The organism is Saonia sp., assembly GCF_056326165.1.
In genome coordinates this window covers 161,684-180,618 of sequence record NZ_JBWFBN010000008.1, presented here as the reverse complement: position 1 = coordinate 180,618, position 18,935 = coordinate 161,684, and the positions used below count along the sequence as shown (strand labels likewise).

The window sequence follows — 18,935 nt, the reverse complement described above, 5'->3', positions numbered from 1 at the left end:
GGATGTGATTTTTCCTAAGCTATCATTCAATTCAACTAAACGCTCAGAGGCTAGTTTAGCGTACGGATACACTTTAATAGTTTTACGTCTTAAAATATAATATCTAAGTTTATCTTGCTTATTATCAAATTTTAGCTTCCCAAAAATATATACTTCATCCAGAGAGATAGAGCTTTGAAAAATAGAATCCCCCTCAATAAGGATATACTCTTTAGCAATGGAGTCCAAAGGTTGGTCTTCAGTCTGCGACCATCCTATTGTTCCCATTAATCCAAGCAATAAAACAAGAAAACTCTTTTTCATCAATCTATAGTAAACAAAAATCCTTCCAAAATTAACGATAAACATCAGATGATATTATTAAATAAAAGTGAATATTCCTAAGTTTGTAGTAAAACACACTTTAATGAGCGCAAAGAAAATCATTACAAAGAAATCCCTTGACTTTTTTGAAAAATATTTGAATAATGCAGCCCCTACTGGTTATGAGTGGAATGGGCAAAAATTATGGATGGATTATCTAAAACCTTATGTTGACACTTTTATAACTGATACTTATGGAAGTGCCGTTGGCGTTATAAATCCTGATGCAAAATACAAGGTAGTTATTGAGGGGCATGCAGATGAAATTTCTTGGTATGTAAATTATATTACAGACAATGGTCTTATCCATGTGATACGCAACGGAGGAAGTGACCACCAGATAGCTCCTTCTAAGTGGGTAAACATTCACACTAAAAATGGTATTGTAAAAGGAATATTTGGATGGCCGGCCATCCATACAAGGAACAAAGCAAAAGAAGAGCCACCAAAAATTGACAACATAACGATTGATATTGGTGCCAAAGACAAGGCCGAAGTAGAAAAATTAGGTGTACATGTTGGCTGTGTAATCACCTACCCTGATGAATTTCAGATTTTAAATAAAGATAAGTTTGTCTGTAGAGCTATTGACAATAGAGCCGGGGGGTTTATGATTGCAGAAGTTGCTAGATTGCTACATGAGAACAAAGTAAAATTACCTTTTGGGCTTTATATAACCAATGCCGTACAGGAAGAAATAGGATTACGTGGGGCAGAAATGATTACACATACTATAAAGCCCAATGTGGCTATTGTTACAGATGTATGCCATGATACTACTACCCCAATGATTGAGAAAAAGGTGCAAGGACATACCGAGATCGGTGCTGGTCCAGTTATTTCTTATGCGCCCGCTGTACAAAACAAATTAAGAGAGCGTATTATTGAAACTGCTGAAGCTAAAAAAATACCTTTCCAACGCATGGCAGCTTCTCGTTCTACAGGAACTGACACTGATGCCTTTGCCTATAGTAATGGTGGTGTTGCTTCCGCTTTGATTTCACTGCCTCTACGTTATATGCACACCACTGTAGAAACAGTTCATAAGGATGATGTAGAAAATGTGATTCGTTTAATTTATGAAACGTTACTTACTATAAAAGAAGGGGAAACTTTTAGTTACTTTGATTAGAAGGTTTACTAATGTCTGTTCGTGTACTGTCGAAATTTATATATGATTAGTTTTGCCGTACTCAAACTGACAAACTGTTTTATTAGCAACAACAATTACTATGGATGAACTTATTGATGTTTTGGATGCTGATGGCAACCCAATGGGAGAAACCATTATGAAATCTAAAGCGCACCAAGAAGGTATTTTTCATCCTACGATTCATGTTTGGTTTTATACAAAAAATGGAAGAATATTAATTCAACAAAGAGGAAAAGACAAAGATACTTTTCCTCTACTTTGGGATGTTTCTGTGGCCGGGCATATTGGAGCTGGGGAAGATATTCTGGTTTCAGCAATCCGAGAGGTTGAAGAAGAAATTGGGCTAACAATCAAAGAAACCGATTTACATAAGATTGGTGTCTTTAAAAGCGTTCAAAAACATCATGATACTTTAATTGACTGTGAATTCCATCATACTTTTCTATGTGAGCTTAAAACTACGCCAAGCGACCTAGTAAAACAAGATAGTGAAGTTGAGGCTCTGGATTTGATTCCCCTTACCACATTTGCCGAAGAAACTTGGGGAATGGCCAATTTAAAAAAGTACGTACCACATAACGTGGAATACTATAAAACAATAATTAAAGCTATTAAAGCATGTTTATAGGTTTCTCAAAAATTGTGAGACAGCAACACCTCTTTTTCAGCAAGTTGATAATGACACTTTATAATTTATTGATAAAACTATCAACCATGTCTATGCCGTAGGTTTCCTGTGTGCCATTTACCATGTTTTTCACTACAAAGGAATTATCCTCTAGTTCTTGTTCTCCAATAAGTATTACAAAAGGTACTTTTCTGTTGTTAGCATATTTCATCTGCTTTTGCATTTTAGCTGAAGACGGGTATAGATCTGCTTTAATACCAGCTTTTCTAAGCTGACTAACTAATCTTAAGGCAGCTAGAGCTTCTTTCTCTCCAAAATTAACACATAGTACTTGTAAAGATTGATCTATGGCTTCTGGAAACAGATTTAATTCTTCCAAGACCAAATAAATACGATCTAACCCAAATGAAATTCCAACGCCGCTCACATCTTTGAGTCCGAAAACACCGGTAAGGTCATCGTAACGACCACCACCACCAATGGAGCCCATACTTACTCCATCTGGTGCAGACACTTCAAAAATTGCGCCTGTGTAGTAATTTAGACCACGAGCTAAAGTCACATCAATAGTTAAGTTAGCAGATTGCAATCCCAATGCATCAATAGAATTAATGATATAACTCAACTCCTCTATTCCCTTACTACCTTCTTCGGAATCTTTCAATAACATTCGAAGTTGCTCCAATTGCTCTGAGTTAGTACCTGACAATGTAAACAATGGCGAAACTTTCCCAATAGCTGCTTCAGAAATACCTTTTTCTAGCATTTCGTTCTTTACGCCTTCTTCCCCTATTTTATCCAGCTTATCCAAGGCAACGGTAAAAGCTACCAACAAATGCTTGGCTCCAATTACTTCTGCTATCCCAGAAAGTATCTTCCTGTTGTTTAGTTTAATGGAGGTGCCTTTTAACCCTAAATCTGTAAAAACAGCATCATACAATTGAATTAGTTCAACTTCTTGCAGTAAAGAATTTGCTCCAACAACATCAGCATCACATTGAAAAAACTCTCTAAACCTTCCTTTTTGGGGTCTATCTGCTCGCCATACAGGTTGAATTTGATACCTTTTAAATGGGAAATCCAATTCATTTTGATGCATAACCACGTACCTAGCAAAAGGAACCGTAAGGTCATAGCGCAATGCTTTTTCCGAAATTTTTGGAGTTAGGGATTTTGAACTTTTAGAACTGTAGGTAACATCATCTACTTTGCTAATAAAATCTCCTGAATTAAGAATCTTAAAAATAAGTCTGTCTCCTTCATCACCATACTTTCCCATTAGGGTCTCAGAATTTTCAAACGAAGGGGTTTCAATGGGTTGAAAACCAAAAGTTTTGAAATGCTTTTTTATAATATCAAAAATATAGTTTCGCTTGTTTACCTCTGTTGGGGAAAAATCCCTTGTTCCTTTGGGTATGGTTGGTTTCTGTGCCATTAAATTTTGTTCTACTGCAAATATATGAGATTGTGGTTTCTTGCCTACTTAGGAGTGATGATAAATTACTCAATCATGTCATCAAACCAACGATAGAGCTCTCCTTTAGTAATAACAGCGCCTTGTTTTATTAAATTGAATTTGTCCAGATTCTTATCTTCTGTATATGCTTTTGAAGCTGTTAAGTACTCTACATAATCTCCTTGGAAATTTTTCTTAAACCAACTAAAGCCTATTTCTGTTTGTAAATCAATATTTGGATTTAGCACTTTTACAGAAATTAATTTCATTTCCTTATCGGTCAAATGAAACAAATGCATTTGCTGAGCAGATATGTTTTCCAAATAGGAAACCTTGGTCAATACTCCTTCCCAAATTAAATCACTAAAAACATCTAGTTCTTCTTCTGCAACTTCTGGTCTATCTGTTTTTATTTTAGTCCATTCATCAGCCGTTATGGATTGTGTCGCCAAAAAATTAATGAACTCTTGGTGCAGTTCCTCCAACTGCTCTTTACTTAGTCTTGTAAATTTCATTTAGCAAAAATAAAAAAGGCTGTACAAGTAGCACAGCCTTTTAAATATTAATTCTTTTTATTAGAAAATATAGCGTAATCCAAATTGCGCTTGCCATCTAGATAATAAGCTTGAATCATATCCAAAAGTTTCGGTCAAGGTACCATCAAATGTATATGTAGGAATATTTGTATTTGCATCCACACTAACCCCCACTGGTTGCACACTATTTGGAAGCTGTGTTAGCCCCCAATTGGAGTTAATAAGATTGCCAATGTTCAATACATCTATACTAAACTGTACGGCATTGTCCTCTCCTATTTTGAGCTCTTGAATAAATTTCATATCCCATTTTCCTCTCCAAGGGGCTATAGCTGCATAACGCTCTACATATTGCCCTCGTCTATCACTTAAATATTTATCTTGACTAATAAAAGCATCAAAAGCAGCACCCTGTCCAGCGCCAGAAAAGTTCATTTGCCCTATTTCGCTAGATGTTGGCACATATAATAAGTCATTTATTCCAGAGCCATCTGCATTAATGTCTCCACCATATGTATAATTAAAACGTCCTCCCTGAGCATATTCAAAGAAAGTTGATATAGTTGACGACCATTTGTCGTTTCCATATGTCCATTCTTTACTTGCAACACCAATAAATCTATGTTTGTCACCATACTTAGAGAATCCTAAAACATCATTATTTACATTCCCAACAGCTGGATTTCCTGCAAAAGCGTCACTTGTAATCTCTGCTTCAATGGAATTTACATCTTTAGCATTTAAATGACTATAGGCTAACATGGTGTACAAACCGCCTTCAAAAGTTTTTTGTGCTTTTAGAGATGCATTAATAATTCTTCCTTGATCAGAATTGGTAAACACAAATGGTCCTTCCCCAGCGCCACCAATTATATCTGCTGGTGCATATATTGGCCTGTTATCTACTCCTTGCAAAGTTCCTGTTGGAGAGAACAATCCCCAGTTTTGAACATGAGGGCCATTTGTATCCTTTGTATAAGATACATCTGCAGTTAAAACTAAACCGTCCTCAAAAGCTTTATCAACTCCAATGTTTGTTCTCCATACTTGTGGAAACTTATAATCTGGGTCTACTGCTTGTAAAAAGAATACATCTGGACTGCCAATTTGGTTCCCTAGCCAAACAAAAGGAAAACGACCTGTAAACAAGCCAGAACCTCCTCTAATTTGAAGTGTATTGTCACCATTAGCATCATAATTAAATCCAACTCTGGGTGAAATTAGCCAATCGTTATTTGGCATCTGTGTGTTATCAATCAAAACTGATTCTCCCGTATTTGGATTATAATAAGGAATGTCACCTAAAACAAACCCTCTATCTATAACTTCTTGTGCCTTTACAGCCGAATCAAAAAACAAAGGCTTGTCAAAACGAACTCCATATGTCAATTTAAATTTTTCAGAAGCACTCCACTCATCTTGTAAATAAAATGCCATTTGTCCTACATTGGTTTCTGGTAATGTCCATCCTCCATCTTTACCACCTGGTAGTGCATTATTGGTGTTAAATACACTTTGTGCATTGGCTATAGCTGCTGCATAATTATTTGCATCAAAATCAGCAATATCAACACTTCCAAATAAATCAAATCCATACGCTGTTAAATTAAATGAATTGTCAAACTGAAATTTTTCAAAAGAAACTCCAACTGTATAAGTGTGGCTTCCCTTATAAAAATTTAAGTTATTTGAAAATTGAAATACTTTTTGATCAAGCCTATTGTTTACTGAAAATGGCTCATGTCCTGCAATTATATAATTAGAACCATCTTTTGTAATATTAATAGATGGAGCAGGTACTGAAAATGGGTTTCTAAAATCATCAAAATGTGTATACCCGACCTGAAGCTTGTTTACAGCATTATCAGACAGTGTAGAATTCAATTCTAATTGAATCGATTTCAATTTATTATTGATTTGATAGCCAGAATTTTGGAACTGTAAGGTATTTAAACTTGGTCCTCTAAAAGCAATTGCCGTTGGATGCGCAGGTTTATCTTTGGAAGCATCCAAGAAGTTGTAAATAACAGCCAAACGGTTATTGTCATTTATGTTCCAATCCAATTTAAAAATTCCTTTAGTAGAATTAGAATTATGAGTAAACCCTTCATAAGCACCTGGATTATAGCCAACACCTAGTAAGCCATTTCTAACATCAATTAAATCACTTTCTAAAACTCTAGATTCATTAATTGCTCCAGAACCAGTATTAGGAACAAATCCATTTGTTCCTAAATCATCTCTTTCATCTTTTTCAAAATTTGCGAAAAAGAACAGTTTGTTTTTAATAATTGGTCCTCCAACACTAACTCCATATTGACTTTGCGATAGTTTAGGCTTAGTAACTGTTTCTCCTTTAATCTTTCCTCCTGTTAAATCTTCATTTCTGAAAAATCCGTAAACAGTTCCATGGAATTCATTGGTTCCACTTTTAGTTACAGCATTTACTGTTGCTCCTGTAAAACCAGATTGAGTAACATCATACGGCGCTGTACTTATTTGTATTTGATCCAAAGCATCAAGTGAAATTGGTTGTGCTCCTGTTTGTCCACCTGGTGTTGGAGCATCTAGTCCAAAAGGGTTATTAAATATGGCTCCGTCCAAAGAGAAGTTGTTAAATTGATCATTTCTACCACCAAAAGAATTTCCACTAGCAGTAGGTTCCAGTCTTGTAAAATCTTGAGCTGATCTAGAAATAGATGGTAATTTTGTTAGCTCCCTTCTACCAACACTAGTCTCAGCACCAGTTCTGTCACTTCCAAAAGTCCCACTTTGGTCAGCAACTACCACAACCTCATCCAAAGCTTGGCTTTCGGATGCCAACTTTGTATTTATATTAAAGGTTTTACCTAAAGTAAGAAAGACATCATTTCTAGTTTGACTTGTAAACCCAACATATGAAATAGTAACTTCGTACGGCCCACCAACCCTTAAATTTAATAGATTAAATCTACCATCCTCATTAGAAATGGTTCCGTATTTTGTTCCAGTAGGAGTATGCACCGCAACAATATTAGCTCCCAGCAAAGGAAGGTCTTGATCATCTACCACCGCTCCCCTAATATTGGAAGTGGTTACTTGAGCGGAAACAGATGTGATAAACAAAATCATAACTGCTCCCAAAAACAATACTTTTTTCATGATATAATTTGGTTATGTACGTATTAAACTATCGCAAACTTAGAGTAAAAAAAAGAATTATGCACGCATAGCTACATACAGTTATTAACCTAAAATGTGAACATCCTTTTAACAACTTTAAACCATAAAAAAAGAGCTGTAATTATACAGCTCTTTTTAATGTTATATATGGTAATAATCTACTTTGCTTCTGCAATAACCTCAAAAGGAAACTCAACTATAACCTCTCTATGCAATCTAATATTTGCAACGTAAGGTCCAGTTCTCTTTATAGAGCCACCTCTAATAGATATAAACTTTTTATCTATTTCGTGACCTTCTTTACCCAAAGCATCAGCCAAATCCATATTTGTGACAGATCCGAATAATTTGTCTCCAGCTCCTGTTTTGGCTGTAATTTTTACTTCTAATTGTTTTAATGCTTCCTCAGTCTTATTGGCAGCCTTAACAATTTTCTCTTCTTTATGAGCTTTTTGTTTTAAATTTTCTGCCAATACCTTTTTTGCAGAAGGTGTTGCCATTGCAGCCAATCCTTGTGGTATAAGAAAGTTTCTACCGTAACCATTCTTTACATTGACCACATCATCTTTAAAACCTAAGTTTTGTACGTCTTCTTTTAATATAAGTTCCATGATTAGCTTTATTATTTTAGTAAATCACCTACATAAGGCATTAATGCTAAGTGACGGGCTCTTTTAACAGCGGTTGCCACTTTTCTCTGATATTTTAATGAAGTACCTGTTAACCTTCTTGGCAACAGTTTTCCTTGCTCATTAACCAATTTCATTAAAAAATCTGGATCTTTATAATCCACATACTTAATACCAGATTTTTTAAAACGACAATACTTCTTTTGTGTATTGGTCTCAATGTTCAATGGGGTTAAATATCTAATTTCCCCATCTTTTTTTCCTTTTGCAGTTTGCTCTATAGTTGACATACTCCTTACGCTTTAGCTTTTAACTTTGTTCTTCTTCTCTCTGCCCATGAAACGGCATGCTTATCCAATTTAACGGTTAAAAACCGCATAATCCTTTCATCTCTTCTAAACTCTAGCTCATACGGAGCAATAGTTTCTCCAGAAGAAGTAAATTCAAACAAGTGGTAAAAACCGCTTTTCTTGTGCTGTATGGGATATGCCAATTTTTTTAGGCCCCAATTTTCTTTGGATACCATCTTGGCACCATTCTTAATTAAGAAATCTTCAAATTTCTTAACTGTTTCCTCTATCTGAGTATCAGAAAGAACGGGATTTAAAATGAAAACAGTTTCGTAATGATTCATATTGATTTATATTTTTAGGGTGGCAAAAGTAATAATTATTTATCCCTTTTACAAGAAAACGCAAAAATCTTCGTTATTAGCTGAAAGAGTTATTAACAATCTTAACAAAATCAAACTTAACCTAAACTTTAATCATGCATTTTACCACGTACACAACAAATAATACCATGTTTACATCTTTTGTTGCAGTTAAGCGTGTTTTTTTAGTAATTTGCCGATGATTTAACCCCACAAATCACCCCATTTATGAAATTAAGAAGTATAATCGTAGACGATTCATCAATGCAGCGTATGGCAGTTGCAAAGTTGGTAAACAACCACCCTAACTTGGCTTTGGTAGCCGAATACAGTAATGCCATTGAGGCTAAGAACGGTATTAAAAACAATGAGATAGATTTAATTTTTCTTGATGTTGAAATGCCTATTATTACTGGATTTGACCTTTTGGAGTCATTAGAAAACCCACCACAAGTAATCTTAATCACTGGAAAGCCAGATTATGCTCTAAGAGCATTTGATTATGATGTTACTGATTACTTGCACAAACCTATTACTTTGGCACGCTTTGACGCTTCTGTTAAAAGAGCTGTTGCCAAGTATGAGCAAATGAACCAAGTTAACGAAGACGAAGAGCATATCTTTGTAAAGAGTAACTTGAAGAAAAGAAAAGTTATCCTTAATGATATTAAATGGATTGAAGCATTGGGAGATTATATTAAATTGGTTACAGATGAAGCCAATATTGTAATTCTTTCCACAATGAAATCCTTTGAACAACAATTACCTGCTGAAAAATTCTTAAGAATACATAAGTCATATATTGTAAACTTAGAAAAAATTGAAAAGTTCAACAGTAAAAATGTTGAAGTTAGCGGTAGACAAATACCATTAAGTAGAAATAAAAAGACTGAGCTAGCAGAAGCCCTTAGCAACGTCTAATTAAATATAGTCTACGTTGTAGATAATACGAATACTTTTATACTGGGAAATAGCATTAAAAGATTTTTCAACTCTTTTAATGCTATTTTTTGTTTTTACAACCGATAGCTCTTTTGGAATCTTAACAATGATATTTTTTAAATATTGATTTCGGATTCTTGCTACCGGTGGGTATTCTGGGCCCAAAACATTATTTCTATATATACTCCTTAAAGATTTAGCAAACCACTCCGAAGCATCATTCAATTTATTATAATCTTTATCCTTAAGGGTTATTTTAATAATTCTATTTATTGGAGGATATTTATACTGTTCTCGCTCATATAACTGCTCATTGAACATAGTTTCAAAATCATTGGTAGTAACCTGCTTTAGTATTTGATGGTACGGATTATAACTTTGTATTAAAACTTTTCCTCTTTTTTGGGTACGTCCTGCCCTACCGGCCACCTGTGTCAATAATTGAAAACTACGCTCATGAGCCCTAAAATCTGGAAAATTGAGCAAGGTATCAGCATTCATAATACCAACTAAGTCCACATTTCTAAAATCTAATCCCTTTGTCAACATTTGTGTCCCAACCAAAATGTCTAATTCTTGTTGCTCAAATGAGGTTATAATTTTTTCATAACCATGTTTCCCTCTTGTAGTATCTAGATCCATTCTAGCAACTTTGGCATCTGGAAACAATTTATTTAATTCTTCTTCTATCTGTTCTGTACCAAAACCTTTAGTATTCAATGTGGGCGAACTACAGGCCATACAACTTGTCTGCAATGCAATATGATGCCCACAATAATGACAACGCAATTGATTTCTATGCTGATGATAGGTTAAACTTACATCACAATTGGGGCATTGTGGAGAGTGCCCACAAGTTGTGCACTCTAAAATTGGCGCATATCCTCTTCTATTTTGAAACAGAATAACCTGTTTCTTTTCATCAAGAACATTAGTGATTTCTTCTAGCAAACGTTCAGAAAAATGACCTTTCATGCGCTTTTTCTTGGTTTGCTCTTTTATATCAACTAATTCCATTTCTGGCATTAAAACATCACCATACCTTCTTTTAATTTCTGTATAACCATATTTTCCAGTTTTTACATTATAAAAACTCTCCATACTTGGAGTTGCAGAACCCAAGACTATATTGCTTTGGTGCATATTGGCTAACACAATGGCCGTATCCCTTGCATGATACCTTGGAGCTGGGTCGTATTGCTTAAAGGAAGCTTCATGTTCCTCATCCACAATGACCAATCCTAAATTGGAAAATGGCAAAAACATGGCAGAACGGGCACCAATTATTATTTGGGCTTTGTCTTTATTTTCCAATACATTATTCCATACCTCTACTCTTTCTTGAATGTTATATTTGGAATGAAAAACTGACACTTTTTCTCCAAAATAATTTTGTAATCTACCAATGAGCTGAGTTGTAAGAGCAATTTCTGGCAACAAGTATAAAACTTGCTTCCCTTTTTCCATTACCCCTTCTATCAATTTAATATAAACTTCTGTTTTTCCTGAAGAAGTTACACCGTGCAAGAGTGTGACTTTATTATTATCAAAACTCTTTTGGATGTCTATAAGCGCTTTATCTTGATGTTCATTTAGAAAAACTGATGGTTTTTCTTTGTTCCCAATGTAATTAATCCTATCCGTTTTAATAAAGTACTCTTCCAGTATTCCTTTATCAATCAAAGCTTTAATTACAGCTTTGGAACCGCCACTTTCAACTTCCAAATCATCTACCTTTATTGGTTTTTTATAAGTTGCTTCTAATTGAAAAAGAGAAAGAAGTACTTGACTCTGTTTTGGAGCCCTTGTCAATGAATTCAATAAGTTTTCCAAGGCATCTTCAGATTGATGTTCTACACCCAGTTTTACATACCTAAGTAATTTGGGTCTGTATTGCTCGTATATTTCTTCTTTTAGATTGATGACTCCTCTTTGCAATAACCGTTGTAGAACTGGCATCACATTTTTTCGTTCAATAATAGATGCTACTTCATGAACTTTTAATATGGATTGATGTTGTAGAGCTTCAAACACCAAAAACTCATCATCTTTTAAATCAGTTTCATCAAAGAAATCAATTTCATTTTTCAAAATCAAGGTTTCACTTTCCAATAAAAATGCGCTTGGAACAGCACTCCTAAAAACCTCTCCAGTAGTACACATATAATATTGTGCCATCCATTCCCAAAGTTTTAACTGAATCTTGTTTACAACAGGTTTTTCATCCAAAATCTGATGGATATCCTTGGCTTCATAAACAGTAGGTGGTGTATTATGCACATTATATACCAAGGCAGTATATATTTTAGATTTTCCAAAGGGAACGGCCACCCGCATTCCAGGTTTTAAGAAATTTGCTTCTGATTGAGAAATGCTATAAGTGAAGAGCTTCTCTAGGGGTATGGGTAAAATTACATTTACAAAACACTGCATACTTCTTCATCTACTTAATCTGTTGCTCTAATCCAAGTTTGAGTTCTATAAATAAAGGCCAAATATCCCCTAACTTTAAGTTCATTTGGGTTATCTTGATTTAACCATACTTTACACCTAAAAGTCATAGCCTGTTCTGGGTCAAAAAGTGTTTTCCCCGTATATACTCCATTTTTATTTTTGGTGAGGCTATCCATAATCATCATGCCCTCCACGGGTTTATCTTTAAGCTCATCTTTACACTTGGTGCAAAGTGCCCCTTCTTTTCCTTTTTCTAAAATCTTTTCTACATAGGCATACATTGCACCGTTTTCTTCGTACACATTAATGATTGCCTTTACAATACCATTCCTATCATCCACAGTCTTCCATTTTCCAAATACACTTTGAGAATAGGTCATCTGAAAAGAAAATATAAAAAAACATATGAATACTACCTTACTTTCTTTTCGCATTATTTTTTAATGTTTTTTCTTAAGGAATTTAAAGTTGCATTGAGTTCAAAGCCAAGGAGCAATATATTAGAATTTAGCCAAATAAATACCATAAGAATCAATAATCCTCCCAATGCACCATATAACTCATTATAACGCGCAAATTTTTCCACATATACTCCAAATAGATATGACGTTAACAAAAACAATAAAGTCGTCATTAAAGCGCCTGCAGAGAAGAATTTGGCTTTTTTACCTTCTGCTGTTCCAAAATAATATAGAATAGCGGTGGTTAAGTAAGATAATAGGGTAAAAAATAAAACTTTCCCTATTGTTACTCCCACAATATCATTCTCTTCCAAATCATAGCCTCGTGTTTTAGCGGCAAATTCACTTAAATACTCAACAATGTAAAACTCAAAATATACAAAGGCAATGGCGCCAATTAGTAACAAAATGGCAAGAATTAACCCCACCATAAAAGCATACATATATTGTCTAAAAAAGTTTCTTGTAAGTTCTACATGGTAGGAATTTTCAAAGCCGCCAAAAATGGCATTTACACCGTTTGCTACTAAAAAAATGGATATTAAGAAAGATGATGATAGTAAACCTCCTCTTTTTTGGTCTTTTATCTGTTGATAAATATCACCAAAATAATCCCCTGTTGCAGAAGGCAAAAAAGATTCCAAAAAAACCAATAGTTGAGCATCAAAATTTTCATTGCTCACACTTACATAAGGTATAATAAAAGGAATAAGAGTAATTAAGAAAATAAGCAACGGAAAGAGTGCCATAAAAAGGCTAAAGGCAATGGAGCTTGCCCTAGATGATAATGCCCCTTTAACAATGCCCAAAATATACATTTCCAGCAAGTCGTACATGGAAAGGCCTTCAAAAGCAGAAAGTTTTATTTTCTTTAATAATCTTGCGGCCCAATTTATAATTGGTATTTTTTCTATCTGTTCTTCAATTTCTGCAGACATTTATACCGCTTTAAGACTTAAATCCATATTGTAAACTGAATGAGTCAATGCTCCAGATGAAATATAGTTTACCCCACAGGCTGCATATTTACCTATGGTTTCCTCATTAATTCCACCAGAAGACTCCGTTAAACAAGAATTCCCTATTATTTTAACAGCCATACGTGTGTCTTCGTAATTAAAGTTATCCAAAAGAATACGATATACTCCAGGGGTTTTGAGGATTTCTTTTACTTCATCCAAGTTGCGGGCTTCTACGATAATTTTCAAATCTCGTTTTGTATCTTTTAAATACTGCTTTGTTGTCTCAATTGCTTTTGTAATTCCTCCTGCAAAATCTATATGGTTATCCTTGAGCATAATCATATCATACAAAGCGAATCTATGATTCTCTCCTCCTCCAATTTTCACGGCCCATTTTTCCAAAGCTCGAATTCCTGGTGTTGTTTTTCTGGTGTCCAAAATTTTGGTTTGGGTTTCTTTAACCAAAGACATAAAATAATTTGCCTTTGTAGCAATAGCACTCATTCGCTGCATAGCATTAAGCACCAAACGTTCCGCTTTTAAAATGCTCTGAGAACTTCCAGAGACATAAAAAACAATGTCGCCATATTTTACTGGGCTTCCATCCTCAATCAAAGTCTCTACTTCCATAGCGTTGTCCACATAAGCAAATACTTGTTTGGCAAACGCTACTCCTGCAATAATTCCTTCATCCTTTACTAAAAGTTTCGCTTTTCCATGTGCTTCCCTTGGAATACAAGCTAGGGAACTATGGTCACCGTCACCTACATCTTCTCTAATGGCATTTTCAATAATCAGTTCTATTTCTTTATCGAATTGTTCTTCTGTAATCATCTACTAATGTTTGCTAATTGCTAATTTACTAAAACAATGGGCAAACCCATCTCGCCTATCTTTAAAGATTTGCAAGTATATGCTAACTTTGCCTTTATGAACATTAAGTTATTGGCAATAGGAAAAACGGACAGCTCTGATTTAGAGCGACTTATTAATCACTATGAAAATAGGTTAAAACACTATGTAAAATTTGACCTTGAAATTATTCCCGATATAAAAAATGTAAAAAACTTGTCTGAATCCCAACAGAAAGATAAAGAGGCTGATGTTATTGTAAAGAAATTAAACCCAACGGACTTTATTGTTCTTTTGGATGAAAATGGAAAGCAATACAGTTCTGTTGAATTCTCCAACCACCTACAAAAAATAATGAATATGGGAACCAAGCAGCTTGTGCTTATCATTGGCGGACCCTATGGATTCAGTAAAATTCTATATAAAAAAGCAAATAGTAAAATTAGTCTATCCAAAATGACCTTTTCGCATCAAATGGTACGCCTTTTTGTTGTGGAACAAATTTATAGAGGATTCACTATTTTAAAGAACGAACCCTATCATCATCAATAAAAACCAATGAAAAAAGTACTGGACAAGTTTTCAACACAAGCTGAAATCTATAAAAAATATAGACCTGTCTACCCTGCTGATTTTTATGATGAACTATTAAAAATAACCCCTGGAAGAGAAAATTGTTGGGACTGTGGCACGGGCAACGGGCAAGTAGCCATAGAATTGTCCAAACATTTTAAAAATGTCTATGCAACTGACATTAGTGAAAAGCAACTGAAACTAGCTGAAAGAAAAAGTGCTATTTTTTATAGCGAACAAAGATCCGAAAAAACAGATTTTAAGGACAATACTTTTGATTTGATTACCGTGGCACAAGCCATTCATTGGTTTGATTTTGATGCTTTTTACAAAGAAGCAATAAGAGTAAGTAGAAATAATGCCATAATAGCTATTTGGGGATATGGTCTCTTAAAAATAAATCTGGAAATTGATTCCATCATCAATACTTTTTATACCAAAATTATTGCTCCTTATTGGAATGATGAACGTAAACACATTGATTCCGAGTATGAAGCCATTGGTTTCATATTCCCCGAGATAATACTTCACAAAAGTTTTGAAATTAAGTCCAAGCTTAACTTGTCTGATTTGGAAGGCTACTTTAATTCATGGTCAAGTGTCCAGAATTACAAAAACGTCAATTATGAAAATCCAGTAGATAGTTTAATAAACGAAATTAAACAGTATTGGGACAGTGATGAACTAAAAACTGTAACCTATTCTATTTTTACCAAGATTGGCAGAATAAATAAGTTTAGTAAAGCACCCTAAATTTAATGGTGTTCTCTATCTTTTTAAGGGCTTTTATAACATCCTTGTTATACTCCTTGTCTAAATCAGTAATAACGTAACCGACCTCATTGTCCGTTGATAGATATTGACCAGAAATATTCATTTCATATTTTGCAAGAACTTCATTAATCTTTGCCATGATACCAGGAACATTCTTATGTATATGCAAAAAGCGGTGAGCTTTATTCTGCTTAGGTAGTCTTATGTTTGGGAAATTAACTGCATCAACTGTATTACCAGAATTGACATAATCCATAATTTTGTTAGGTACAAAATCTGCAATATCTCGTTGGGCCTCTTCTGTACTTCCTCCAATATGTGGAGTTAATATTACATTTTCCAATCCTTGCAATTCTGTATAGAATTCTCCATTTGCCCGTGGTTCTTCAGGATATACATCCACAGCAGCTCCGCCCAATTTTCCACTCTTTAATGCAGATGCCAGAGCTGGAATATCAATGACAAATCCTCTAGAAAGATTAACCAATATGGCGCCGTCTTTCATTTGGTTTAACTCTCTTTCTCCAATAAAATTTTTATTAGCCTTGTTATCGTCAATATGAAGTGAAACAACATCGGAAACATTTAATAAATCTTCCAAAGTGTTACATTTAACCGCATTACCCAGAGCTAATTGATCACCCACATCATAGTAGTACACTCGCATACCCATGGCTTCAGCTAGAACAGATAATTGCTTACCAATGTTTCCGTAGCCAATAATTCCTAGATTTTTGCCTCTCACTTCTGTGGCATTTGATGCAGTTTTGTTCCACTGTCCTTTATGAATTTCTGTACTACGGGTAAAAATGCTCCTTTTGAGCATTATAATCTGACCAATGGCCAGCTCCACCACAGAACGTGTATTACTATAAGGTGCGTTAAAAACTACAACCCCTTTCCTTTTACAAGAGTCTAGATTTATTTGAGTAGTTCCTATACAAAAAGCACCAACAGCCAATAATTTGTCTGCAGCTTCCAATACTTTTTCAGTTACCTGCGTTTTAGAGCGTATGCCCAATACATGAACGCCTTTAATTTTTTCTATTAATTCTTCTTCTGGTAGACTATGTTTTACCAACTCAACAGAAAAACCATCTTCTGAAAGGTTCTTAAATGCGGCAGGGTGAACATTTTCTAGCAAAAGAATTTTTATTCTATTCTTAGGGTAAGATATACTTCTTGGTAAATCATTTACAAACAAAAATTCATCCATATTTGGAGCAACATGGTCAGCATTGTTAGCAGCTTTTGCTCTGTGCACATTCTCTGTATAGGCAAAAAATTTGTCAGCTATACCAGCTTCTCGCATAACATAATCACTATATCCATCTCCTATTACTTGAACCTCTCCATCTAAGTTCAAGTTCTTAAGGCATTCTATTTTACCATTATGCGCAGAAAGAACATTGGTTTCATCAAAACCTATTATATTTCCATCAGCATCAAACTTAAAAGTATTGGCATACACCCTTTCAGAAGGGATGTTGTACTCCTCAACAATAGGATCTATAAATTCTTTAAAACCACAAGAAATTACATAAATATCATCGGCATAGTCATGAAAAAAATCTTTATTAGCTTCAATAGATTTAGAAATTTTCTGACGAAGCTCCGTAACTAAACCTTCCAAATCATCTTTATGGGCATTCAACAATTTAATTCTTCTTTCCAGTGACTCAGTGAAAGAAATATCACCATCAATTCCCAAATTGGTGATTTTTTGAATTTCTTGGACAATTTCATCTTTATTGGATTTACCCTCCAATATCATTTCTGCCAAAACATCCAATGCCTCTACCCTGGTCAATGTACTGTCAAAATCGAACACATATTTTCTGCCCACTTCTACCATTTTTATTGATATAAATTAAGGCACAAAATTAAACATAAATTTTATCTGTTATAACTGTTATTCCAAATAAAACAAAAAGGATTTGAATTGATATTATTTAAAGGTTTGTATAGACAATTCCCGTTAACATGGCAATTCCAAAACTAAGCAAAGTGCCTATTAGAATGTATTCCGTAAGCTTACGACTATTGCTTTCCTTAAGGTCATTAAACCTAAAAACCGATTTTGCCGCAATCAAGAGTCCAATTCCCTCCCATTTACCAGAAATAATAAAAGCCAACACAAACAGGCGTTCAATAATTCCAATGTATTTGCCTGCATTAGGGAGCGATTTGTGATCCAAAGCAATTTGTTTGGACATGGCCTCCATCAATTTTCCCATAATTATGGCTGTTGGAAAGCTCACAAATACAATAGCCGTTACCAAAGACCAATCTATTTTATTAATTAATTCTATAGAATGACCAGTAATATTTCCGTAAAAAACAACACAGTATAAGACAATAATATGAAGGATTTGGTCAATAAAAAAAGGGATGTTTTTGTTCTTAAACAAGGGGGTTGAATAAAGTTTCGCCGCATCAATAACATAATGCAAACCCATAATTAAAAGAGCTTGTTTCCAAAATTTTAAATCCCAAACCACTAACATGGTCAATACAAAATGTACAAATACATGAAAATATAAATATTTTGATGATGCCTTGTTGGATTCTTTATGAATGACCCACTTTATGGGCTGTAATAAAAAATCACCGATTAAATGAGCTAAAAGCAACTTAATAAACAGTAGTGTCATTGGGAATCTCTTTTATTAATTTATTGTAATAGCTTAGTAATTCCAAAACCAAATCTAACCTAGCTCTTTTTTGGCGTTGGCTAACAGCAGACTGTTGTATATGGAGCATATCTGCCATTTCCTTTTGTGAAATATTGGGAGTATCCAAGACCATTGCAACTATTTCGGCAGAAACAGGAGTCCAATTATCCATAAAATCCAGGGCAAGTTTTAAAATAAAGTTTAGCTCTTTATCTTTCTCTTCATCGCCTGTCACCACGGCCAAATTAAGTTTTTCTTTTTTTAGTTTATCAAAAAATCTTCCAGAACGTTGGTAGGCAGTACCATTAGATTCACTTACGCTATTACCCGCAAAGGTTTCATTACCAAAACCAATACTCATACGCACATCTAGTCCTTTTAAAGATTTTATTAAAGCCTTAATGGATATAGCAATTTCCATGGCCTTCTCCGGTGTTGTTCTTATTTGAAATTCATCACCTCTGTATATTTCCCAATCCATTGGAGTATTTCCGATTTTGGAAAAATACTTCTTAAGAACAGGCATCCATTCTTGAATGTTGTTCCTTTCTGAATTGATTATATCTCCTGTTATTGTGGCTATCATATATAAGTTAAAATGCTAATATATTAAAATATAAGCAAATACACTAATTTTATTAATTATAAGTCATAACGCTAATA

At 34.4% G+C, this 18,935-nt stretch carries 19 protein-coding genes; 5 read left to right on the top strand and 14 right to left on the bottom strand.

The features are described 5' to 3' along the window. A partial coding sequence (locus tag AC000W_RS09185) for a DUF4294 domain-containing protein (RefSeq protein ID WP_474747759.1) occupies window positions 1-303 on the bottom strand: 303 nt, incomplete at its 3' end. Window positions 304-406: 103 nt separating this feature from the next. Here AC000W_RS09185 and AC000W_RS09180 point away from each other — a divergent pair. Together AC000W_RS09180 and AC000W_RS09175 are read left to right on the top strand one after the other, a co-directional pair. After that, window positions 407-1,495, top strand: coding sequence for a M42 family metallopeptidase (locus AC000W_RS09180; protein WP_474747758.1), 1,089 nt, complete (start codon window positions 407-409; stop codon window positions 1,493-1,495). 100 nt (window positions 1,496-1,595) lie between these two features. After that, window positions 1,596-2,144 carry an NUDIX hydrolase gene (locus tag AC000W_RS09175; protein ID WP_474747756.1) on the top strand — a complete coding sequence of 183 codons (549 nt, stop codon included), beginning with the start codon at window positions 1,596-1,598 and terminating at the stop codon, window positions 2,142-2,144. Between the two features lie 58 nt (window positions 2,145-2,202). On the opposite strand, the gene hisS is transcribed toward AC000W_RS09175, so the two are convergent. The 6 genes from hisS to rpsF all read right to left on the bottom strand — a co-directional run bounded on the left by hisS (window position 2,203) and on the right by rpsF (window position 8,561). Beyond that, entirely contained in the window at window positions 2,203-3,579 is a 1,377-nt protein-coding gene (hisS, locus tag AC000W_RS09170) for a histidine--tRNA ligase (RefSeq protein WP_474747755.1), read from the bottom strand. A 65-nt stretch (window positions 3,580-3,644) separates the two neighbouring features. Further along, the gene (locus AC000W_RS09165; RefSeq protein WP_474747753.1) at window positions 3,645-4,115 is read right to left on the bottom strand and encodes a DUF6495 family protein; all 471 of its coding nucleotides are present in this window, start codon (window positions 4,113-4,115) and stop codon (window positions 3,645-3,647) included. A 60-nt stretch (window positions 4,116-4,175) separates the two neighbouring features. Then, the gene (locus AC000W_RS09160; protein ID WP_474747752.1) at window positions 4,176-7,277 is read right to left on the bottom strand and encodes a TonB-dependent receptor; all 3,102 of its coding nucleotides are present in this window, start codon (window positions 7,275-7,277) and stop codon (window positions 4,176-4,178) included. Window positions 7,278-7,456: 179 nt separating this feature from the next. Then, on the bottom strand, window positions 7,457-7,909 hold the full coding sequence (rplI, locus tag AC000W_RS09155; RefSeq protein WP_474747751.1) for a 50S ribosomal protein L9: 453 nt from the start codon (window positions 7,907-7,909) through the stop codon (window positions 7,457-7,459). A gap of 11 nt (window positions 7,910-7,920) precedes the next feature. Then, window positions 7,921-8,217 carry a 30S ribosomal protein S18 gene (gene rpsR, locus AC000W_RS09150; protein ID WP_167964528.1) on the bottom strand — a complete coding sequence of 99 codons (297 nt, stop codon included), beginning with the start codon at window positions 8,215-8,217 and terminating at the stop codon, window positions 7,921-7,923. 5 nt (window positions 8,218-8,222) lie between these two features. Continuing rightward, window positions 8,223-8,561 (bottom strand): 30S ribosomal protein S6, encoded by a 339-nt coding sequence (gene rpsF / locus AC000W_RS09145; RefSeq protein ID WP_474747749.1) that lies wholly within the window; start codon window positions 8,559-8,561, stop codon window positions 8,223-8,225. Between the two features lie 246 nt (window positions 8,562-8,807). Between rpsF and AC000W_RS09140 the strand changes: the two genes are divergently transcribed. Next, a complete protein-coding gene (locus tag AC000W_RS09140) occupies window positions 8,808-9,500 on the top strand; it encodes a LytR/AlgR family response regulator transcription factor (RefSeq protein WP_474747747.1) in 693 nt (230 codons plus the stop codon). On the opposite strand, the gene priA is transcribed toward AC000W_RS09140, so the two are convergent. From priA to nadC, 4 genes are read right to left on the bottom strand one after another with little or no spacing between them, the layout of a single operon-like run. Beyond that, complete coding sequence (gene priA, locus AC000W_RS09135; RefSeq protein WP_474747746.1) at window positions 9,501-11,954, bottom strand: replication restart helicase PriA; 2,454 nt, start codon at window positions 11,952-11,954, stop codon at window positions 9,501-9,503. A gap of 14 nt (window positions 11,955-11,968) precedes the next feature. Continuing rightward, window positions 11,969-12,355, bottom strand: coding sequence for a DUF2147 domain-containing protein (locus tag AC000W_RS09130; RefSeq protein ID WP_474747745.1), 387 nt, complete (start codon window positions 12,353-12,355; stop codon window positions 11,969-11,971). 53 nt (window positions 12,356-12,408) lie between these two features. Further along, the gene (locus AC000W_RS09125; protein ID WP_474747743.1) at window positions 12,409-13,374 is read right to left on the bottom strand and encodes a YihY/virulence factor BrkB family protein; all 966 of its coding nucleotides are present in this window, start codon (window positions 13,372-13,374) and stop codon (window positions 12,409-12,411) included. Continuing rightward, window positions 13,375-14,232 (bottom strand): carboxylating nicotinate-nucleotide diphosphorylase, encoded by an 858-nt coding sequence (gene nadC / locus AC000W_RS09120; protein ID WP_474747742.1) that lies wholly within the window; start codon window positions 14,230-14,232, stop codon window positions 13,375-13,377. A gap of 96 nt (window positions 14,233-14,328) precedes the next feature. On the opposite strand from nadC, the gene rlmH reads away from it, so the two are divergent. Then, complete coding sequence (gene rlmH / locus AC000W_RS09115) at window positions 14,329-14,802, top strand: 23S rRNA (pseudouridine(1915)-N(3))-methyltransferase RlmH (protein ID WP_474747765.1); 474 nt, start codon at window positions 14,329-14,331, stop codon at window positions 14,800-14,802. Window positions 14,803-14,808: 6 nt separating this feature from the next. Further along, window positions 14,809-15,576 (top strand): class I SAM-dependent methyltransferase, encoded by a 768-nt coding sequence (locus AC000W_RS09110; RefSeq protein ID WP_474747740.1) that lies wholly within the window; start codon window positions 14,809-14,811, stop codon window positions 15,574-15,576. On the opposite strand, the gene serA is transcribed toward AC000W_RS09110, so the two are convergent. The 3 genes from serA to AC000W_RS09095 form a co-directional block, all read right to left on the bottom strand. After that, on the bottom strand, window positions 15,560-17,452 hold the full coding sequence (gene serA, locus AC000W_RS09105) for a phosphoglycerate dehydrogenase (protein ID WP_474747739.1): 1,893 nt from the start codon (window positions 17,450-17,452) through the stop codon (window positions 15,560-15,562). The two genes, AC000W_RS09110 and serA, sit on opposite strands and share 17 nt — an antisense overlap. A gap of 97 nt (window positions 17,453-17,549) precedes the next feature. Then, on the bottom strand, window positions 17,550-18,251 hold the full coding sequence (locus AC000W_RS09100; protein ID WP_474747738.1) for a DUF3307 domain-containing protein: 702 nt from the start codon (window positions 18,249-18,251) through the stop codon (window positions 17,550-17,552). After that, window positions 18,232-18,858 (bottom strand): SatD family protein, encoded by a 627-nt coding sequence (locus AC000W_RS09095; protein ID WP_474747736.1) that lies wholly within the window; start codon window positions 18,856-18,858, stop codon window positions 18,232-18,234. The genes AC000W_RS09100 and AC000W_RS09095 overlap by 20 nt, the downstream gene beginning before the upstream one ends. Window positions 18,859-18,935: the final 77 nt, after the last annotated feature.